Origin of the sequence: Rhodococcus sp. NPDC079359, assembly GCF_040702585.1 — a bacterium.
Classification (GTDB): Bacteria; Actinomycetota; Actinomycetes; order Mycobacteriales; family Mycobacteriaceae; genus Rhodococcoides.
In genome coordinates this window covers 569,184-588,352 of sequence record NZ_JBFBLH010000003.1, presented here as the reverse complement: position 1 = coordinate 588,352, position 19,169 = coordinate 569,184, and the positions used below count along the sequence as shown (strand labels likewise).

The window sequence follows — 19,169 nt, the reverse complement described above, 5'->3', positions numbered from 1 at the left end:
GTGCCGCCCGTGGCACCTAACCGCACCACTGCGCGTAGCGCACTCAACCGCGGTGCGCGATCAACCTCTCGGCGCCGTCTGTGAATTGTTGCTTCATCAATTCGCAGGCGGCGTCGATGTCGTTTCGAAGGAGTGCCTCGATGAGGGCCTCGTGGTTGCGCACTGTCGCTCGGCCCCAGTCGCGGTCGGTGGCGTAGAGGCGGGTGGGTGTGTAGCGGGTGGCGTTGTTGAGAAACCACGCCAGTTTCGCGGATTCGGCGAGTCGGTTGAGGACTCGGTGGAACTCGAACTCGCAGTTCTCGACGTCCTCCGGCCGACCGTTCTCGACGGCGACCGACAGCGCGGCGGTGAGCTCGGCGAGCCGGTCGAGCTCGGCCTCGGTGATCTTCGGCGCGGCGCGGCGAACCAGCTCGGCGGCGATGTGCCCCTGCAGCCAGAAGATGTCGACGATGTCGCTCGGCGTCAGTGGCGAGACCTTGTATCCGCGATGCGGGACGAGTTCGACTATGCCCTCACCACGCAGCGTCAGCAGTGCCTCGCGGACCGGAGTGACGCTCACGCCGAGTTCGGCGGCGGTCTCGTCGAGTCGGATGAAGTCGCCTGGGCTCACTTCGCCGGACATGACGAGATGCCGGACGTGGTTGGCCACCTCCTCCGACAGCTGCGGCCGTCGGCGCAGAACCGATGCTCGACGCTTGTCCACCATTCCGAAAGCCAATCACACGGCGGGCTTCGTGCGAAGGAGGACCTTCGCGACCGGTTCGACGACTCGGGCCGCGATGGGCCCCAGGATGGCCATCAGCAGCACGTATGCCGTGGCCAGAGCAGCCAGCTCGCCCTCGACGGCACCCGCGGCCACGGCCAGCCCGGCGATGACGATGGAGAACTCGCCGCGGGCCACCAGGGCCGCACCGGCGCGCAGTCGGCCCGGTCGCCCTATTCCTTGACGCCTGGCCGCCCACCAGCCCGTCGCGATCTTGGTCGCCGCGGTGGCGACCGCCAGGACGATAGCCCAGCCGAGCACCGGCGGGATGGTTGCCGGATCGGTGGCGAGCCCGAACACCACGAAGAACATCGCCGCGAACAGATCTCGGAGGGGTTCGAGAACGCGGGTGGCGTTGGCGGCCGTCGAGCCGGAGATCGCGATACCGAGCAGGAATGCGCCGACGGCTGCCGAGACCTGCAGTTCCGACGCGATTCCGGCCACCAGCAGGGCAGCGCCGAGGACGTTGAGGAGCATGACCTCACGGTCCTTGCTGTCGAGCAGCGCGGAGACCGAGCTGCCGTAGCGCAGAGCGATGACCAGGACGATCGTGACCACCAGCAACGAGATTCCGAGAGCTTCGAGCCCGCCGAGGAAACTGGCACCCATCAGAACGGTGGTGAGGATCGGCAGGTAGACGGCCATCGCGAGGTCCTCGAACACCAGGATGGAGAGCACGATGGGGGTTTCTCGGTTGCCGAGCCGGCCAAGGTCGGTGAGGACCTTGGCGATGATGCCCGAGGACGAGATGTAGGTGACACCGCCCATCACCAGTGCTCCGACGCCGCCCCAGCCGAGTATCAATGCCACCACTGCGCCTGGAGTGAAGTTCAGAGCGATGTCGACCAGGCCCGCCAGCCAGGATCGGCGCAGTCCGGTGACGAGTTCGGTGGCGGTGTACTCGAGTCCGAGCAGGAGCAGCAGCAGGATGACGCCGATTTCGCTGGCGATCTCACTGAATTCGTCGATGCCGCCGAGGCTGACGATTCCGCCGTTTCCGAAGGCGAGACCGGCGAGAAGATAGAAGGGAATGGGGGAGACCCCGAACTTGCCTGCCACGCGGGCGAGTAGGCCGAGGACGAAGAACACCGCTCCCAGTTCGGTCAGAGCGAGTGCAGTCTCGGCCACCGGGTCAGACCCGACGATTGTCAGGCATTGCCGAGGATCTTGGCAGCTGCGTCCAAACCGTCGGCGGTTCCGACGGCGACCAGCAGGTCGCCGGAGACGAGGGTGAAGCCAGGAGTGGGTGACGGTTGTACTTGGCCCGCGCGCATCACTGCGACGATCGAGACGCCGGTCTTGGTGCGCATCCCGGTATCGCCGAGGGGGCGACCGTCGAAACGCGAGCCCTTCCTGACGGGGAGCTGGCGGGTGTGGATTCCGGGGAGGTCGCGATGCTGTTCCCCGAGCTGAGCGATGAGTTGCGGCGACCCGAGCAGATTGCCCAGAGCCGCCGCTTCCTCATTGCTCAACGTGATGGATTCCTGCGTCGCATCGGGGTCGTCCTTGCGCGAGACGATCAACTCGTTCGCGCCGTCCTTGCGGGTGATGACGCCTATGCGACGCCCGGAAGCGAGGGCGAAATCCTTCCGCACCCCGATTCCCGGCAGCAGGGTCACTTCGACGTTCATGGTCGAAATGCTAGCCCTGCAGGCAACGCATTATCGCAGGATCGGGTGTGAGCCCGACCCATGTCGATCAGGATGCGACGGCAGCCAGGAGGGCTTCGCGCTGGTTTGCACCGAGGCCACCGATACGGCGGGTATCGGCGATGGACAGCTGCTCGAGCAGCTGTGCGGCGCGCACGGAACCAACACCCGGCAGGGCCTTGATCAGGGCGGACACCTTGGTCTTCTTGACGATCTCGTCGTTCTCCGCCTTGGCGAGAACGTCAGCGACGCTGAGTTCGCCGGACTTGACGGATGCGAGCAGCTTCGACCGCGCAGTGCGTGCCTCGGCCGCCTTGGCCAGCGCCGCGGTGCGCTGTTCCGGTGTCAATACTGGTAAAGCCATGGCCTGTTCTCCTCGATTGTGGTGACCCGTCGCTCGTTGACAGGTCTCGACCCTCTTGCATCGTGCCTGGTGGCTCTCCCAATCTAACCGAACAACACGACTGTCATTCCGGTCGAGCCACCGAACCTTCCCAGCCAGGCTACGTCCTATCCGATTCGGGGTGTGCCCCGACCAGCACTTCGGCCCCGTGTCGGCTCTCGAAGGGCGTCGTGTACCGGGCATGTCCGACGCCTCCCTGCCCGCCTTTCAGGCAGGTGCCGGCGAGTAGGTCTTCCGGAGTGCGACCTTGACCACCTTGCCGCTCGCGTTGCGTGGGAGGGCGTCGACGACGACCAGATCCTTGGGGTGTTTGAACCGCGCGAGATGGTCGCCGAGCCACACGAGAAGCTCGTCGAGTGTCAGGTCCGGGGTGCCGGGCGAATCGTGCAGTGCGACCACCGCGACGGGCACCTCACCCCATCTGTCGTCGGGGCGGCCGATCACCGCGGCCTCGAGGATTCGGGGGTGGGAGAACAGGACGTTCTCGACTTCGGCGCAGTAGATGTTCTCGCCGCCGGAGATGATCATGTCCTTCTTGCGGTCGACGACGAACACGAAGCCTTCCTCGTCCTGGCGTACGAGGTCGCCGGAGTGGAACCAGCCGCCGTGGAATGCGTCCGCCGTCGCGTCCGGGTTCTCCCAGTAGCCCTGCATCAATGTGGGCCCTCGATAGACGATTTCGCCGATCTCGCCCTGCTCCACGTCGTTCATCTCGTCGTCGACGACGCGCGCGGCGATGGTCGGGATGACGCGTCCGACGGAGCCGAGTTTGCGCAGTGCGTCGACGCCGTCGAGCACGCAGGTGATGGGCGACATCTCCGTCTGTCCGAAGACCGCGACGTTCAGCGCTCCCGGGAACGTTGTCGACATCGCGCGAAGGACGGTGTCGGAGGCCGGGGCGGCACCCCAGGAAATGACCCGCAGGGCAAGTTCTCTCGGGTTGGCGGCCTGCTCGGCGCACATCGCCTGCCATTGCACGGGGACGAGGAAGAGATTGGTGACGCCCTCGGCGGCGAGTACGTCGAGCAGGGTGCCCGGATCGAAGGCACCGACCGGGTGGACGACGGTGGGAATGCCGAGCAGAAGGCTGGGTGCGAGACTGCCGAGTGCGGCGATGTGGAACATCGGTGAGGCGCAGAAACCGACCTCGTCGGTGGCGCTCATTTGTAGTGCCCGGATGCAGGTGAAGGCCTGGGCCTGCATGTTCGCGTGCGTGAGGACCGCGCCCTTGGGTCTTCCGGTGGTACCCGAGGTGTACATGATCAAGGCCGGGGCGTCGTCCGGAACGTCGACGGTGTCCGCCGGCTCAGCCGCGGACAGCAGCGCCTCGTAGTCGTCCCCGACGGTGATGATCCCGTTCAGTGAATCACTCTGCGCCACAACTGCTTCGGCCAGCGGAGCGAGAGTGTCATCGGTGATCACCAGGGTAGAGCCACTGTTCTGCGCCAGAAAGGCCACCTCGGGCGGAGTCATCCGGAAGTTCACCGGCACTGCCAGAGCCCCGAGCGCATTGATTGCCAGCACCGCCTCGAGGTACTCGGGTCGGTTGAGCATCACGATCAACACCCGGTCGCCGAATCCGATTCCGCGGCTCTGCAGAACGCCTGCGCATCTCGACACGCGGTCGTCGAGTTCGCGCCACGTGATCGATCGCCCCTGGAACCGGAGCGCCACGGCGTCGGGCTGCATGAGGGCGTGCCGTCGAACGTGGTTGTTCCAGTTGTTTCGGTTGGACAACCCGGGTTCGTTCGGGTGAGCGGCCATCGCCGGTTCCTCTCGTCAGCGGTAAGGGCAGGGGATCGAATGTGATGCAGCCTACAGACCGGCCACCGCTTTGTCCGGAGCTTCGTCGACTGCATTCCTGCAGCTCAGCGCTGCAATAAGTTTGTGATCATTCGCATCGATGCCGCTACTATGGGGAATCGAGACGACCGGCGGTGCAAGGGCAGGCGATGAACGAGACAGGTACGACGGCGCAGCGGCGTCGGCCACGGAATCGAAAGGCGCAGATTCTGGTGGCCGCGGCCGAGGCCTTCAGCGAGCGCGGCTATCACCCCGTCGGAATCGAGGACATCGCCGCCACCGTCGGCATTTCCGGGCCCGCGCTGTACCGGCACTTTCCCACCAAGTACTCCCTGTTCGTCCACACCGTCATGCGGATGACCGACTCGTTGACCGCGGCAACCGATCCGGCCGTTATCGATGTGGAGGATCCGCAGGCTCGCATCGACGCGGTCATCGGTGCCATCATCGCCACCACCCTCGACAATCGGCGCACCGGTGGGTTGTATCGATGGGAGGGGCGCTATCTCGTCGGTTCGGACCGTGAGTACTTACGCCGAGCGCTGCGAACGGTGCACGAGCGGATGACGGTCCCGCTGCGACAGCTTCGCCCCGATCTGTCCGAATCCGATGCAGCGCTGCTGGCCACCGCGGCAATCAGTGTGGTCGCCAGCATCACCGCGCATCGATCGGCGTTGTCGGCCAAGCAGATCGAGGAGTCGATGCTCGCGGCCGCACGGTCGGTTCTGTGGACCGAACTTCCGCAGCAGGGCAGCGCATCTCCTCACCGCGAATCCGTGCTCGAGCATGCATCGAAACACGAAGAGCTGCTGCATCATTCGATCAGGCTGTTCTACCTGCACGGCTACCACGAGGTGGGCCTGGACGACATCGGCGCAGCGGCGTCGATCACTGCCTCCAGTGTGTACCGCTATTTCCCCAGCAAGGCCGAACTGCTCGAGGCTGCGTTGCACCGTGCCAACGACCAGCTCACCGACACCCTGGCCGGTGCGCTCGAGCACTCGAGCTCCCCGGTCGACGCGGTGCGGACGTTCGCCAGGCTGTACACCGAATTGACCTTCCGGCAGGGCGAACTCGTGGCCGTGTACTTCGCCGAGATCGGAAATCTACCGGCCGATCGGCGGACGACGCTGCGCAGAATTCAGCGCCACAACATAGACGGCTGGGCGCAACTACTGCGGGAAGCACGGCCGAACACGAGCGTGGTGGTCTCGAAATTTCTGATCCACGCCGCTCTCGGGTTGGTCTTCGACGTCGGTCGCACGGTGCGGTTCGAGCGCTCCGACCGAACCATGGCCCGGGTGCAGCAGACGATGACGGCGGTACTGCTGGGGTGATCGCCGCCGGACTCAGGCAGGCGTGGCCACGGCGGTGTACGGGCACGTACCAGCTCCCAGATCCCGAGGGCGGTAGCCGACGGGATAACCGGGGTAGGTCTTGTTCGACGCGTCGGCGGTGGCCCGCGATCGCGTCCGCTTGGGGAGGAACCGCTCCACGCGGGCTCGGGCACGCAGAGCCCGCACGGCGGCCCGCTCGATCGTCGCCGAGCCGGACGGGAAGCCGAAGGCACCCGCCATCCGGTCGTCCAGCAATGCGAAGACTGCCTGCTTCACGGCGGGGGTGAACGCGGCGGGGTACCACGAGCAGTACAGCTCGAGGGTGTACGTGCCGATCCGTCGGTTGTCCTCGCTGAAGCGGAACGTGCGCTCCTCGTAATCGAGCTTGAACTGCGCGAGCTCCGTGTACGAGGAGGGAATGTTCTTGATTCCCATCCGCTTTCCCACTTCGCAGTAGAAGTGGAACGTTGCGAGTCGTTCCTTCGGATGCAGGCGACGCCATCCGTAGGTGTCGATCCACTCGATCGGCTCGTAGATGAACGTCGTCAACACGTAGAGTATGTCGTCGTTCGAGATGTCGAACTGCCCGTGCATCCGGTTGACCATCCGAAGCGATTCGCGGCCCCGCTCGGAGTCGTATCCGTGCTCGAGCAATTCGGCCATCAGCAGCGCGGTGTCGTCGTAGCGCTTCTGCGGCCTGTTCTCGAATTCGCCGGTCCTGACCAACAGTGCCGAGATGGTCGGCACACAGTAGGTACGGAACAACGCGAATTCGAGTGCACGCTGGTAGTCCCACGGAAACTCGTAGCCGGCGGTGATGCGGTGGATCGTGTGGCAATCCCGCACCGGGTCGAGTTCCTCGATGCGGCGGAGCCAGCCGAAGCGCCCCTTCTTCGGCTTGATGTCCATGTTCAGCCCCGTCCGTGACGAAGCTTCAGCGCCAGCACGGACAGCTTCATGTTTCGCGCTTTGCGCTTCATCGTCAGCAGATTGACCGGAGCTGCGAAACTCTGCACGGTCAACGATTTCACGGTGCTGAATTCACGGAGGCCGTCGGCACCGTGGATGCGGCCGAATCCCGAGTCGCCCGTGCCGCCGAAGGGCAGCGCCGGAACACCGGCGAAGCCGAGCACCGAATTGACCGTCACGACACCACAATCGAGCTTCTCGGCGGCGCGTCTGCCCACCGCTCCGTCCTGGGTGAACACCGATGCGCCGAGTCCGTACTTGGACGCGTTGGCGCGTTCGATGGCCTCGTCCAGATCGCGAACCTTGTTGACCACCACGGTCGGACCGAAGGTCTCCTCGGTGATCGCCGTCGAATCCTCGGGTACGTCGGTGAGAACCACCGGGTCGATGTACGGACCGTGCAACGAGTCGAGTCCGCCGACGACCGCCTTGCCGCCCTTGGCCAGAGCGTCCTCGATCTGGCCGCGCACGATGTCGCTCTGCTTACCCAGCGTCATCGGACCGTAGGACGAGGTCTTCGTTCCGCCGGGCTTCAGCGCCTTCACCGCGGCGGTGAACTCGCCGACGAAGCGGTCGTACACCGGCGCCGCGACGTAGATGCGTTCGACGCCCGCGCAGGTCTGGCCGGCGTTGCCCATCGCACCGAACGTCGCGAATTCCACTGCGGCAGTGATGTCCGCGTCTGCATCGACGAGCATCGCGTCCTTGCCGCCGCACTCGGCGACGAGTGGGGTCAGCGACTTCGCGCAGGTGGCCATGACCTTCTTGGCCGTGGCGGTGGATCCGGTGAACGCGATCTTGTCGACACCGGATTCGACGAGGGCGGTGCCGGTGGATCCGTCGCCGGTGATCGTCTGGAACACCGGGTGTGGAGCGGCAAGCGACTGCCACTTCTCGGCCAACCAGGTCCCGACGCCAGGCGTCAGTTCGCTCGGTTTGAACACGACGGTGTTGCCTGCCGCGAGGGCGTACGCGATCGACCCCATCGGTGTGTAGAGCGGGTAGTTCCAGGGGCCGATCACTCCGACGACACCGAACGGGCGGTACCCGACGTAGGCCTTCTGGTTCACGGCGAGCAGGCCCGATCCGACCTTGCGCTGCCGCAGGATCTTCTCGGCGTTGCGGGCCGCCCAGTCGAGGTGTTCGACGCCGAGCATGACCTCGAGCAGAGAGTCCTCGTCCGGCTTGCCGGTTTCGGCGGCGATGACGGTAGCGAGGCTTGCGGCGTCCTTGGCGATGGCGGACTTGAATTCGAGCAACCACCTTTTGCGTCCGACGAAGCCCTGTACGTCCCACCAGCGCGCGGCCGACCGGGCGCGAGCGACGGCGACGTCGACTTCTGCGGTGCCCGCGATCGGATACGTGGCGAGTGCGACACCTGTTCTGGGGTCGAGGCTTTCGAAGGTGCTCTCGTTCGTTCGTTCGATCTGGTCCGTCACGGGCTCTATCCTCCAGCAGATCGCATCACATATATTTGATGTGATTGAATGTTGTCCAGGACACACTATGCGTCCGATTCGGTTGCTACAACCCCCGCCGCCTCGATGTGCAGGAGCCGATTCATGAGTATCGATCTCACCCGGGAACAGACCGCGTTCGCCCAGGCTGTCGCGTCCTTCTGCGCCAAGGAAGCCGGTACCCGCGCCCAGAGGGACGCGCTCACCGAGCACGGCAAGCACACCCACAACCAGGCGCTCTACGACAAGATGGCCGAGCTGGGCTGGCTGGGTGCGATCATCTCCGAGGAGCATGGCGGGGCGGGCGGCAGCACCGTCGACCTGTGCATTCTGCTCGAAGAATCTGCCAAGGCCATGGCTCCCATCGGCGGCATCGGACCCACCCTGATCACCGGTGCGGCCTACGAGAAATTCGGCACACCCACACAGAAGGAGACCGTTCTCGGCGGCATCGTCGCCGGGCGGAGCTATTCGATCTCGATGTCCGAGCCGGAGGCAGGCTCGGACGTCGGCAACCTCAGCTGCCGCGCCGAGAAGACCGACACCGGCTGGCTGATCAACGGCCAGAAGACCTGGTGTTCCAATGCGCACTTCGCCGATCGGATCCTGCTCGTCGCACGCACCGGCAGGAGCGGAGCCGGCGGAGCGACCCAGGGAGGCAGAGCGGGTGGGAAGCACGAAGGCCTGACGATGTTCGACGTTCCGGCCGATGTCGAGGGCCTGAACATCGTCGGCATCGACACGATGGGCGGCAAGGAAGTCAACGATTTGTACTTCACCGACTGCGCGCTGCCCGAGGACGCGGTGGTCGGGGTGGAAGGGCAGGGGTGGTCTCAGCTGATGACCGGTCTGAACATCGAGCGCCTCATTCTCGCGGCGATGATGCTCGGTACGGCGCAACGAGCATTCGAAGACACACTCGACTTCATCACCCAGCGCAAGCAATTCGGACGGCCCGTCGGAACGTTCCAGGCACTGCGGCATCGCATCGCCGATCTGGCCACCGAGATCGAGTGCGGACGGCTGCTGGTCTACCACGTGGCTCGGTTGGTCGACGAGAACCCGACGAAACTCTTCCCGCGCGAGGCATCGATGGCCAAGCTCAAGCTCACCGAGACCGCCAAGAAGGTGGCGCTCGAAGGCATGCAGATGATGGGTGGCTACGGCTACGCCACCGAGTTCGACATGGAAAAGCATGTCCGGACGACTCTCGTGTCCTCGATCTACGGCGGTACCAACGAGATTCAGCGCGACATCATCGGCAAGACGTACGGGCTGTAGGTCATCGTGTTGCGTCGTCGACCACAGCTCGCGGAGGATGTCGCCGCCAGTATTCGCCAGCAGATCGTCACGGGTGCGCTCGAGCCAGGGGCATTCGTGCGAATCGACGAGACGGCGGCGGAGTTGGGCGTCAGTGCCACTCCGGTGCGCGAAGCACTCGTTTCGCTGCGCGGGGAAGGGCTCGTCGAGCAGGTGCCTCGACGCGGCTACCGCGTCGGTGAGCTGTCGCGCCAGGATGTGGACGACATCTTCTGGCTGCAGGGGACAATCGCCGGCACACTCGCCGGTCGGGCCGCTCGCAGCATCACACCCGAGCACCTGGATCGGCTGACAGCACTCAACGACGGTCTCCGTGACGCCGTGGCCCGCTCGGATACCGAATCGGTGGAGTACTACGAGTTCGAGTTCCACCGATTCGTGAACAAGATCGCAGGCGGAACCAAGTTGGCGTGGTTCCTCCTCGGTGCGGTCAGATACACGCCGCGGTTGTACGCGACCGACAAGCGATGGGGTGAAGATGCAGTGCGCAGTCACGAAGAACTGATCGACGCCTTTGCGCGACGCGATGTCGAGGCCGCCGACGACGTGATGCGTCGACAGTTCCGGCAGTGGGACATCGGTGCGGAATCGACGCCGTCGTGACCGGCGATCCGGATTTTCTGCGCAAGTCCATGACCGGACTGGGGCTGCTCGCCGGCTCGGCGAACGTCATCATGCAACTGGGGCACCCGGCCGTCGGGTATGGGGTGTTCGAGAGCCGTGTCGAATCCGGACAGATCAACCGGCACCCGATCAAGCGCACCCGAACCACGTTGTCCTATCTCGCCGTCGCGGGTATGGGTGACGACGAGACCAAGGCCGCATACCGCAAGGCGACCAACCGATCTCATGCAGCCGTGAAGTCGACGCCGGACAGTCCGGTGAAGTACAGCGCCTTCGATCCCACCCTGCAGCTGTGGGTGGCGGCGTGCCTCTACCGCGGTCTCGAGGATGTGTACGCCGCCTTGTACGGGCCACCCGATCCGGACACCGTGGACGAGATGTACCAGGCATGCCACGTACTGGGCTCGACGCTTCAGATGCCACCCGAGATGTGGCCCGCAGATCGAGCAGCGTTCGAGAAGTACTGGGACGCAGCGCTCGACGACATTCATATCGACCCGACGATCCGGCGCTACCTGCACGGCATCGCCTCGGCGACGTTCACCAAGCCGGCGGTACTACATCCGCTGATCGGGCCGTTCTTCCGCTTCGTGACGACCGGATTCTTACCCCAGCGATTTCGGGACGAGATGGAATTGGCCTGGGACCCGGTCAAGCAGAGACGGTTTGCGCTGTTGCTGCGCAGCGCGTCCCTGCTCAACCGGGTGTCGCCGCCCGTCGTGCGCGCATTTCCGTTCAACATCCTGCTCCGCGATGTCGAGCGTCGGATTCGCTCGGGGCGAGCACTGGTCTAGTACGAGCCTCAGCTCAGATGATGCGGCTGCGGGTGCGACTTGTGCCCCTCGTCCGATCCCTCGTTGTCCTGATGACCGTTCGCCGTACCCTGCACGCCTGTTCCCGCCGGAACCATCGCGATGATGACCGACTTCGAGGTGGGGGTGTTGCTGTGCAGCGCAGTCGAATCCAGCGGGATCAAAGGATTGGTCTCGGGATAGTACGCAGCGGCCGACCCACGCGGGGTGTCGTACTCGACGATGCGGAACGACGGCGCGCACCGATCCACGTCGTCGTCGTCCCACTTGGTGACGAGGTCGACCATGTCGCCGTCGCGGAAGCCGAGCGCCGAAATGTCCTCGCGGTGCACGAAGACGACGCGTCGGCCGTTCTCGATGCCGCGGTAACGGTCGCTGAGTCCGTAGATGGTGGTGTTGAACTGATCGTGGCTGCGCAGCGTCTGCAGGATCAGATGGCCCGGCGGAACCTGCAGCACATCGATCGGTGAGACCGCGAATTCGCCCAGGCCGCTCTTGGTTTCGAACGTCCGGCTGTCGCGCGGCGGATGCGGAAGCACGAAGCCGCCGGGGCGTCGAACATTGACCTCGTAACCCTCGCAACCGGCGACGACGCGGGAGATGTGCTTGCGGATGTTGCGGTAGTCGTCGCGGAAACCCTTCCAGTCGAGACCGTATCGGTTGCCGAGTGTCGACTCGGCGATGCCGCTGACGATCGCGACCTCGGAACGAAGGAACTCGCTCGCGGGCTTCAACGGTCCGCGCGAGGAATGCACCGAGCACGTGGAGTCCTCGACCGAGATCCATTGCTCACCACTGGCTTGCACGTCCTTCTCGGTGCGGCCCAGAGTCGGCAGGATGATCGACGTCTCGCCGCAGACGAGGTGCGAGCGGTTGATCTTGGTGGAGATCTGCACCGTCATCCGCATCTTGCGCAGTGCCTCGAAGGTGACGTCACTGTCCGGAGTCGCCTGGACGAAGTTGCCGCCGAGGCCGAGGAAGAAGTGCGCCTTACCGTCGCGCATGGCCCGGATGGAATCGACGGTGTCCAAGCCGTGCTCGCGCGGCGGCTCGAAGTCGAATTCCGCAGCCATGGCGTCGAGGAAGGCCACCGGCGGGCGTTCCCAGATGCCCATCGTCCGGTCGCCCTGCACGTTCGAGTGGCCGCGCACGGGGAGCAGCCCGGCACCTGCCCGGCCGATGTTGCCCTGTGCGAACGCGAGATTGGTGACTTCCTTGATGGTCGCGACGGCATTGCGGTGCTGCGTCAGACCCATGGCCCAGCAGAAGACCGTTGCCTTGGAGTCGCGCAACATCTCGGCTGCCTCGGTGATCTGCGCTACCGACAGTCCGGTCACCTCGGTGACGAGATCCCAGTCGACCTCGGCGACGTGCGCCTTCCATGCGTCGAAGCCGACGGTGTAGTTGTCGAGGAACTCGTGATCGAGTGCATCCCACTTCACCAGCAACGAGCCGATGGCCTGGAAGAGTGCAAGGTCGCCGTTGATCTTGATCGACAGGTGCAGATCCGACAGGTCCGTTCCCGGGCCCACCATGCCCCGCGGGGTCTGCGGGTTCTTGAAGTTCAGCAGACCCGCTTCGCGAAGTGGGTTGATGGACAGAATCTTTGCGCCGTTCTGCTTGGCCATCTCGAGGGCCGAGAGCATGCGGGGGTGATTGGTTCCGGGATTCTGACCGGCGAGGATGATCAGTTCGGCATTGTGGACGTCGTCGAGCGTGACGCTGGCCTTGCCGATGCCGATCGATTCCTGCAGCGCGATGGACGTCGACTCGTGACACATGTTGGAACAGTCGGGCATGTTGTTCGTGCCGAACGCCCGGGCGAAGAGCTGATAGGTGAATGCGGACTCGTTCGAGGCGCGACCCGAGGTGTAGAAGATGGCCTCATCGGGACTCGCGAGGGACTTCAGCTCATCGCCGATCAGGCGGAACGCGTCGTCCCACTCGATGGGCTCGTAATGGCTGCCGCCGGGCAGCTTGATCATCGGGTGCGTGATCCGGCCCTGCTGGCCCAGCCAGTGTTCGGTGTGGCTGTCGAGTTCGGCAATGCTGTGCTGCGCGAAGAACTCCGGCGTCGCCCGCGTCGTCGTCGCTTCCTCGGCAACGGCCTTCGCGCCGTTCTCGCAGAACTCCGCTGCGTGCCGGTGGCCCGGATCGGGGTCGGGCCACGCGCAGCTCATGCAGTCGAAACCCTCGGCCTGGTTGAGCTTGAGCAGCGTCTGCGCGGTGCGCTTCGGGCCCATGTGCCCGAGCGCTCGCTTCATCGACACTGCGACGGCGACGGGGCCTGCCGCGTGGGTCTTCGGCTTTTCGATGTCGAGCTCGGCCTCGTCGACGTCGCTGTCGGTGCGTCTCATGCGGGTCCCTTCGTTGCGTTACCCCCGCACTCGACCATAGCCGTTGGCTCAGCCGGCGAGGAGCTTGGTCACCAGATCCACGTACTGCTGCTTCGCCGAATCCTGGCTCGTACCTTCGAGCTTCGCCCAGGCATCGAACTTCGCTCGGTTCACCATGTCCAGTCGTCCGGGCCGCTTACCCGAGGCGTCACCGATCGAACCCTGCTTGTAGAGCGAGTACAGGCTCAGTAGGTCGTCGTTGCTCGGCTTGGACGTGAGCTTCTTGACGTCTACCTGCGCGTCGGCGAACGACTGGTCGAGATCGGACATGAAGAACTCCTTCGGTTAGAGGTGGTGTCATCCTCGCACGGAGGCCTCGGAAATCAGCCGAATGCAGTGCGCCACGAGGGCTTCGCGGGTGACGGTGAGCGTGCCGTCGAGATAGCCGATGAACAGGGCCGTCAACGCCCCGACGGTTCCGACGGCGATCAGCTGTCGATCTTCGCTGTCGGGCAGTTGGGAGTGCACCAGTTCGACGAAGCCGGGCAGGAGATCGAGGCCGCGTCGGCTCAGCGCCGGTTCGGCCAACGGCGCGATGAGCAGCACCCGTCCGGTTCGCGGCTCGTCGATGATGAGTTCGACGAATGCGCGTACCGGCGCGGCGATGGTGTCCTCGGCAGTGCTCGCCTGCATCACGGCGTCGAGCAAGGCGCCCTGTGCTCTGGTGCCCACCCACGCGTACACCGCGCGGACGAAGGCGTCGCGGTCGGCGAAGCTCTCGTAGAAGTACCGCTCGGTCAGGCCGGCGGTACGGCAGACGGCCCGCACGTTGACGGCCGGACCGTCCGGCGAGCCGAGGAGCTCGACCCCGGCCGCGAGCAACGCGTCGTAGCGCTTGGATCTGCGTTCCTCCAACTGTTGACTACGCATGTTGTCAACCCTAGTCTGACAACATGCGTAGTCAGCCCGATCGACCCGTCCCGCTCGGTCCGGATTCGCTCACCTGGAAGTACTTCGGCGACTGGCGAGGGATGTTGCAGGGCGTCTGGGCAGGGTCGATGCAGAACATGCACCCAGGGCTCGGAGCCGGGGTGGAGCAACACTCCACGTTCTTCGACGAGCGCTGGCAGCGTCTGTACCGGTCCCTGTACCCCATCGGTGGGGTCGTGTTCGACGGCGATCGGGCCGAGGAGACCGCACTGCAGGTCCGCGGCTATCACACGAACATCAAGGGAATCGACTCCAAGGGCCGCAAGTACCACGCGCTCGATCCCGACACGTTCTACTGGGCGCACGCCACCTTCTTCATGGGCACGGTGCTCACTGCAGACCACTTCATGGGCGGGCTGACCGAGGCTCAGAAGGTGCAGCTGTTCGACGAGCACGTGCAGTGGTATCGCCTCTACGGCATGAGCATGCGGTCGGTGCCTGCCACCTGGCCGGAGTTCCAGCAGTACTGGGATCACATGTGCCGACACGTGTTGGAGGACAACATAGCCGCCCGCGGGGTGTTGGACCTGTCGAAGCTGGGACCACCGCCGTATGCGGCCTGGCTGCCCGAGCCGATCTGGGCCGTGTTCCGGCGTCCGGTGGCGAGGCTGTTCGTCTGGATCACCGTCGGGCTCTACGACGAGCCGGTACGCCGACTCCTGGGCTACAGCTGGTCTGCCCAGGACGAGAAGCGCCTGGCGTTGTTCGGCAAGGCAGTGAACCTGGTGTTCGGGTTGGTTCCGCCGCGACGGCGACTGCACCCGCGAGGCCGCGCCGGATGGGATCGTGTTCGGGGCCGGATCGACCCGACGTCACCGCTGGTCCATACGCCGGCCCGCAATCTGCCGCCGGTGGAACGCCGCACGGACCCGTCGCACTACAGCCCGAAGGTGTAGATCGGCGCGCTCGGGGTACAACGCGGGGTATGTACAACGTCAGAACCGGCACCGGAAAGCCCCTGGTCCTCGTCCACGGTCTCGGTTCCTCGCACCGCAACTGGGACCCCATCGTGCCCGCCCTCGTCAAGCACCGAGAGGTCATCGCCCTCGACCTACCCGGGTTCGGGCAGACTCCGCCTCTGGCCGAGGTCTCCATCGCGACGTTGACCGACGCGTTGCGGGAATTTCTCGACAGCGAGGGGCTGTCCGACGCCGATCTCGTCGGCAGTTCGATGGGTGCGCGAATGGTCGTCGAGCTGGCCCGCCGCGGTCACCGCGGATCCATGGTGGCGCTCGATCCCGGCGGGTTCTGGAACGACCGGCAGGTCAAGATCTTCGGGGCCACGATCACCGCATCGTTGGCGCTGATGAAGAACGTGCAGCCGCTGGTACCGTTTCTGGCCGGCAACCCGGTCACCAGAACTGCTGCACTGGCGCAGTTCTCGGCTGCGCCCTGGAAACTTCCGAGTGGGCTGGTCGAGCAGGAGCTCAAGGGTTTCTCCTCCACGACATCACCTTCGCTCGACGCCGCACGCAAGGCGCTGATCCACGGGCCGAAGCAACAGGGTTCCCCGAAAGGTTCCCTGCAGGGCTCGCTGCTCATCGGTTGGGGCCGTCAGGACAAGGTCACCACACCCAGCCAGGCCACAGTGGCGTTGGAGCGATTCCCCGACGCCACCCTGCACTGGTTCGACAAATGCGGACACTTCCCGCACTGGGATCAGCCGACCGAGACCGCGCGGGTCATCCTGCGGGGAACGGGTCGCTGACGCTCCCATGTGCGCGGAACCTCGTAGCAGGGGTCGAGTTTCCGCTCACAAGGGTCAGCCGTTCCACCAGGGCCGCAGAGGAACGTCGGCCTGTCCCTTCGGTCCGAGCTTGACGGCCAGAACCTGGTGCAGCTGAACCACATTGCGCTCGAAGCCGAGCCGGGACCCGGCCATGTACAGGCCCCAGACGCGGGCTGTTCCCTCACCGGCTTCGGCGACGCAGGCATCCCAGTTCTCGACGAGGTTCCGGCACCATCCGGCCAGCGTCAAGGCGTAGTGCTCGCGCAGGTTCTCCTCGTGACGAACCTCGAGTCCGACGTCCTGGATCTCGGTGATGATGCGGCCCGAGCCGGTGAGTTCGCCGTCGGGAAAGACGTACCGGTCGATGAAGCTGCCGGCCTTGGCGTGTGCGCGATTGTCCGGCCGGGTGATCGAGTGGTTGAGGAGCCGGCCGCCGTCGCGCAGCTTGGACTGGATGAACGTGAAGTACGACGGGTAGTTGTGCACGCCGATGTGCTCGGTCAGCCCGATGGAGGAGATGGCGTCGAAGTTGGTCTCGGGCACGTCGCGATAGTCCGAGAAGCGCACCTCGGCCAACTCTGACAGGCCCTCGTCGGCGATGGCCTGCTGTGCCCACGACGCCTGCTCCTGGGAGAGCGTCACACCGATCACCTTCACTCCGCGGCGGGCGGCGTAGCGCACCATCGAGCCCCAACCGCAGCCGATGTCGAGCAGGCGATCACCCGGTTGCAGGCCGAGCTTGTCGAACACCAAGCGATACTTGTTCTCCTGTGCGGCTTCCAGCGACTGATCGGCGCTCTCGAACGCCGCGCAGGTGTACGTCATGGAGGGGCCGAGCACCTTCTCGTAGAAGGCATTGGACACGTCGTAGTGATGGTGGATCGCTTCGGCATCGCGAGTCTTGGAGTGGCGCAGACCTTCTGCGATGCGACGCCACCGCGGAATCGCTTCCTGGGGTGGGGGAGCGATGGGCCGCAACACATCCCAGCCGAGCGAACGGGCGATCGATGTCAGCGTCATCGCCGAGGGGCGACGGAAGTGCAGCTCGTCGCCCATCAGCGCCAGCAGCTCGTAGGGGTCGCCCGGATGGACTCCCGTTGCTTCGAGATCGCCCGAGACGTACGCGCGCGCCATGCCGAGATCGCCGGGAGCGGTTGCGAGATAGGTGGTTCCGCGGGGGCTCTTGAGGTTGAGGCCGATTCTCGCGTCCTCGGGTCCTGCGGTGCTGCCGTCGTAGGCGGTGAAGCGCAGTGGGATGTTGCCGTCGGAGATCAGTTCGAGAATCTCGGAGATCTTGAGCTTCTGGGCACCGTTCACCGTGCGATTGCCGGAGTCCTTGAACGTCGTCATCTGCGTTGCACCGCCTTCGAGTACAAATCCAACAATCGGGATTCGGGATCGTATTTCTTCTTCAACACTTCGTATCGATCGCCGCCGTACAGAACGGCGAATTCATGTTCGGTGTAATAAGCGTCCGAGTACAGCGATTTATGCCCGTCGAACTCGGTGACCTTCTTCTCGATGGCGCGGTTCGCGGCACCCTCTGGTTCGCCTGCAACGATCGGGACCGAAGACCAGAAGCCGATGTTGACGTAGGTGCGTTTGGGTTCGAGTGGGTACAGCGGCCACGGCCTGGCCGGATTTGCGCCCGGTGCTGCGGGCTCACGAAGACGCAACGGGCACAACCACAACGGCTCGATCGGGATGTTGTCGAGGAACCACGCGACGAAGCCTGCGGTGTGCTCGATCGGAACCTCGACATCCTGCACGACGCGTTCGCGCGGCGGATTTCCTTTGCGTTTCTCTAGTCGATCGCCGATGTCGTACTTACGATCGAGGCCGATCAGTTTCCAGTAGAAACTACTGCGCCGGTACTTGCGCGGCCAGAAGCGTCGGATTCTCGGGTTCTGTGTTCCGAACGCTCGGGAGCACCAGAACCAATCGGTGTCCCAGCGCCACAGGTAGTCGTGAATGGTGAGGCGGTCGGTCTTCGGTGTGTCCGACGCGTGCTGGATCGAGCGGTAGAAGATGTCGGCACCGGTGTAGTCGCTGACCGGTCCCGGTTCGTCGGTCTGGACGCCGAGGGTGAGGTAGCTTTCGTCGGCGCTGAAGACCACACCGTCGAGGTACTGGACCTCGATGCCGTCGTACTCGCGCTGCTCGACGATGCGGTCCATCGTGGACTGCAGGGTATCGAGATCGTGAAATCGCAGGTGGCGCAACGCGACATACGGCAACACGGGTTCGAGCTGGATCTTCAGCCGAGTGGAGTAGCCGAGGGTTCCGTACGAGTTGGGAAAGCCCCAGTAGAGATCTGCGTGTTCGCCCTCCGGTGTTGCGGTGACGATCTCGCCGCTGCCGGTGAGGACATCGATCTCGAGCACCGATTCGTGTGGGAGTCCACTACGAAAGGACGTGGACTCGATGCCGAGTCCGGTGACGGCTCCGCCGAGGGTGATCGTCTTGAGCTGCGGGACGACGAGGGGTGCCAGGCCGTAGGGAAGCGTCGCGTCGACCAGGTCCTCGTAGGTGCACATTCCGGCGACATCTGCTGTGCGCGAGGCGGGATCGACGGTGATGACCTTGCTCAGGCCCGACACGTCGAGCCCCGGTGTGGTGGTGGTCGTCCTGGCCCGGAACAGGTTGGACGTCTTCTTCGCCAGACGCACCGTCGCATCGGCGGGAATTGCGCGATAGCTGCGAAGCAGCTGCTCGACACCCGACCGGTGCGCTGCGTAACCGCTCTCCCTCGGTTCTGGCCGTCGTCCGAGAAGAGCATTCACTGAAGCCACACTCAGACGCTATATCTCGTACCGCGTGGTATCCACCGGCATCGGCGTCCGACCGGTGAAACTTCACGCAACTGTTGCCGAATCTCCGCGGAGAATCGGAGTAAATCGGACAAATGGTTGCGTCATGCATGTGTTTTGCGGGATGAGAAATATGTGTGTGAAGCACATCACACACGGTCCGGCGG

The 19,169-nt window shown here is 64.6% G+C and carries 18 protein-coding genes; 6 read left to right on the top strand and 12 right to left on the bottom strand.

Annotated elements, in window-relative coordinates; translation table 11 throughout:
- Positions 1–43: 43 nt before the first annotated feature.
- From AB0362_RS11125 to fadD5, 5 genes are all read right to left on the bottom strand, one after another.
- The gene (locus tag AB0362_RS11125) at positions 44–706 is read right to left on the bottom strand and encodes a GntR family transcriptional regulator (RefSeq protein ID WP_179272177.1); all 663 of its coding nucleotides are present in this window, start codon (positions 704–706) and stop codon (positions 44–46) included.
- Between the two features lie 12 nt (positions 707–718).
- Positions 719–1,891 carry a cation:proton antiporter gene (locus AB0362_RS11120; RefSeq protein WP_149407265.1) on the bottom strand — a complete coding sequence of 391 codons (1,173 nt, stop codon included), beginning with the start codon at positions 1,889–1,891 and terminating at the stop codon, positions 719–721.
- Positions 1,892–1,911: 20 nt separating this feature from the next.
- Positions 1,912–2,394, bottom strand: coding sequence for a cation:proton antiporter regulatory subunit (locus AB0362_RS11115; protein WP_149407266.1), 483 nt, complete (start codon positions 2,392–2,394; stop codon positions 1,912–1,914).
- A 67-nt stretch (positions 2,395–2,461) separates the two neighbouring features.
- A complete protein-coding gene (gene mihF / locus AB0362_RS11110; protein ID WP_008712632.1) occupies positions 2,462–2,776 on the bottom strand; it encodes an integration host factor, actinobacterial type in 315 nt (104 codons plus the stop codon).
- A 246-nt stretch (positions 2,777–3,022) separates the two neighbouring features.
- The gene (gene fadD5, locus AB0362_RS11105) at positions 3,023–4,579 is read right to left on the bottom strand and encodes a fatty-acid--CoA ligase FadD5 (RefSeq protein WP_366235614.1); all 1,557 of its coding nucleotides are present in this window, start codon (positions 4,577–4,579) and stop codon (positions 3,023–3,025) included.
- A gap of 188 nt (positions 4,580–4,767) precedes the next feature.
- On the opposite strand from fadD5, the gene AB0362_RS11100 reads away from it, so the two are divergent.
- Complete coding sequence (locus AB0362_RS11100; RefSeq protein ID WP_366235613.1) at positions 4,768–5,955, top strand: TetR family transcriptional regulator; 1,188 nt, start codon at positions 4,768–4,770, stop codon at positions 5,953–5,955.
- Positions 5,956–5,967: 12 nt separating this feature from the next.
- Here AB0362_RS11100 and AB0362_RS11095 read toward each other — a convergent pair whose 3' ends face one another.
- Together AB0362_RS11095 and AB0362_RS11090 are read right to left on the bottom strand one after the other, a co-directional pair.
- Complete coding sequence (locus AB0362_RS11095; RefSeq protein ID WP_366235612.1) at positions 5,968–6,864, bottom strand: oxygenase MpaB family protein; 897 nt, start codon at positions 6,862–6,864, stop codon at positions 5,968–5,970.
- Between the two features lie 2 nt (positions 6,865–6,866).
- The gene (locus tag AB0362_RS11090; RefSeq protein ID WP_149407270.1) at positions 6,867–8,363 is read right to left on the bottom strand and encodes an aldehyde dehydrogenase family protein; all 1,497 of its coding nucleotides are present in this window, start codon (positions 8,361–8,363) and stop codon (positions 6,867–6,869) included.
- A gap of 123 nt (positions 8,364–8,486) precedes the next feature.
- On the opposite strand from AB0362_RS11090, the gene AB0362_RS11085 reads away from it, so the two are divergent.
- Genes AB0362_RS11085 through AB0362_RS11075 form a run of 3 tightly spaced genes read left to right on the top strand, consistent with a single transcriptional unit; the run spans position 8,487 to position 11,119 of the window.
- Positions 8,487–9,662 (top strand): acyl-CoA dehydrogenase family protein, encoded by a 1,176-nt coding sequence (locus AB0362_RS11085; RefSeq protein WP_317533253.1) that lies wholly within the window; start codon positions 8,487–8,489, stop codon positions 9,660–9,662.
- Positions 9,663–9,668: 6 nt separating this feature from the next.
- On the top strand, positions 9,669–10,304 hold the full coding sequence (locus AB0362_RS11080; protein ID WP_366235611.1) for a GntR family transcriptional regulator: 636 nt from the start codon (positions 9,669–9,671) through the stop codon (positions 10,302–10,304).
- Entirely contained in the window at positions 10,301–11,119 is an 819-nt protein-coding gene (locus AB0362_RS11075) for an oxygenase MpaB family protein (RefSeq protein WP_366235631.1), read from the top strand. The genes AB0362_RS11080 and AB0362_RS11075 overlap by 4 nt, the downstream gene beginning before the upstream one ends.
- Positions 11,120–11,127: 8 nt before the next feature.
- On the opposite strand, the gene AB0362_RS11070 is transcribed toward AB0362_RS11075, so the two are convergent.
- Genes AB0362_RS11070 through AB0362_RS11060 form a run of 3 tightly spaced genes read right to left on the bottom strand, consistent with a single transcriptional unit; the run spans position 11,128 to position 14,403 of the window.
- Positions 11,128–13,494, bottom strand: coding sequence for an FdhF/YdeP family oxidoreductase (locus AB0362_RS11070; protein ID WP_366235610.1), 2,367 nt, complete (start codon positions 13,492–13,494; stop codon positions 11,128–11,130).
- Positions 13,495–13,542: 48 nt separating this feature from the next.
- Positions 13,543–13,803, bottom strand: coding sequence for an acyl-CoA-binding protein (locus AB0362_RS11065; RefSeq protein ID WP_032379982.1), 261 nt, complete (start codon positions 13,801–13,803; stop codon positions 13,543–13,545).
- A gap of 27 nt (positions 13,804–13,830) precedes the next feature.
- On the bottom strand, positions 13,831–14,403 hold the full coding sequence (locus AB0362_RS11060) for a TetR/AcrR family transcriptional regulator (RefSeq protein ID WP_149407274.1): 573 nt from the start codon (positions 14,401–14,403) through the stop codon (positions 13,831–13,833).
- A 23-nt stretch (positions 14,404–14,426) separates the two neighbouring features.
- On the opposite strand from AB0362_RS11060, the gene AB0362_RS11055 reads away from it, so the two are divergent.
- Both AB0362_RS11055 and AB0362_RS11050 read left to right on the top strand, forming a co-directional pair.
- On the top strand, positions 14,427–15,359 hold the full coding sequence (locus AB0362_RS11055; RefSeq protein WP_366235609.1) for an oxygenase MpaB family protein: 933 nt from the start codon (positions 14,427–14,429) through the stop codon (positions 15,357–15,359).
- 29 nt (positions 15,360–15,388) lie between these two features.
- On the top strand, positions 15,389–16,171 hold the full coding sequence (locus tag AB0362_RS11050; RefSeq protein ID WP_366235608.1) for an alpha/beta fold hydrolase: 783 nt from the start codon (positions 15,389–15,391) through the stop codon (positions 16,169–16,171).
- Between the two features lie 54 nt (positions 16,172–16,225).
- Here AB0362_RS11050 and AB0362_RS11045 read toward each other — a convergent pair whose 3' ends face one another.
- Together AB0362_RS11045 and AB0362_RS11040 are read right to left on the bottom strand one after the other, a co-directional pair.
- On the bottom strand, positions 16,226–17,542 hold the full coding sequence (locus AB0362_RS11045) for a class I SAM-dependent methyltransferase (protein ID WP_094638728.1): 1,317 nt from the start codon (positions 17,540–17,542) through the stop codon (positions 16,226–16,228).
- Positions 17,539–18,984, bottom strand: coding sequence for an FAD-binding oxidoreductase (locus AB0362_RS11040; RefSeq protein ID WP_366235607.1), 1,446 nt, complete (start codon positions 18,982–18,984; stop codon positions 17,539–17,541). Before AB0362_RS11040 ends, AB0362_RS11045 begins: the two co-directional genes overlap by 4 nt.
- Positions 18,985–19,169 lie beyond the last annotated feature (185 nt).

What these genes read in the sequence shown, in the direction of transcription:
- AB0362_RS11070 (WP_366235610.1), bottom strand. Translation starts at nt 13,494, where the DNA reads ATGAGACGCACCGACAGCGACGTCGACGAGGCCGAGCTCGACATCGAA.
- AB0362_RS11085 (WP_317533253.1), top strand. Translation starts at nt 8,487, where the DNA reads ATGAGTATCGATCTCACCCGGGAACAGACCGCGTTCGCCCAGGCTGTC.
- AB0362_RS11115 (WP_149407266.1), bottom strand. Translation starts at nt 2,394, where the DNA reads ATGAACGTCGAAGTGACCCTGCTGCCGGGAATCGGGGTGCGGAAGGAT.
- AB0362_RS11095 (WP_366235612.1), bottom strand. Translation starts at nt 6,864, where the DNA reads ATGGACATCAAGCCGAAGAAGGGGCGCTTCGGCTGGCTCCGCCGCATC.
- AB0362_RS11065 (WP_032379982.1), bottom strand. Translation starts at nt 13,803, where the DNA reads ATGTCCGATCTCGACCAGTCGTTCGCCGACGCGCAGGTAGACGTCAAG.
- AB0362_RS11050 (WP_366235608.1), top strand. Translation starts at nt 15,389, where the DNA reads ATGTACAACGTCAGAACCGGCACCGGAAAGCCCCTGGTCCTCGTCCAC.
- AB0362_RS11100 (WP_366235613.1), top strand. Translation starts at nt 4,768, where the DNA reads ATGAACGAGACAGGTACGACGGCGCAGCGGCGTCGGCCACGGAATCGA.
- mihF (WP_008712632.1), bottom strand. Translation starts at nt 2,776, where the DNA reads ATGGCTTTACCAGTATTGACACCGGAACAGCGCACCGCGGCGCTGGCC.
- AB0362_RS11125 (WP_179272177.1), bottom strand. Translation starts at nt 706, where the DNA reads ATGGTGGACAAGCGTCGAGCATCGGTTCTGCGCCGACGGCCGCAGCTG.
- fadD5 (WP_366235614.1), bottom strand. Translation starts at nt 4,579, where the DNA reads ATGGCCGCTCACCCGAACGAACCCGGGTTGTCCAACCGAAACAACTGG.
- AB0362_RS11045 (WP_094638728.1), bottom strand. Translation starts at nt 17,542, where the DNA reads ATGACGACGTTCAAGGACTCCGGCAATCGCACGGTGAACGGTGCCCAG.
- AB0362_RS11060 (WP_149407274.1), bottom strand. Translation starts at nt 14,403, where the DNA reads ATGCGTAGTCAACAGTTGGAGGAACGCAGATCCAAGCGCTACGACGCG.
- AB0362_RS11055 (WP_366235609.1), top strand. Translation starts at nt 14,427, where the DNA reads ATGCGTAGTCAGCCCGATCGACCCGTCCCGCTCGGTCCGGATTCGCTC.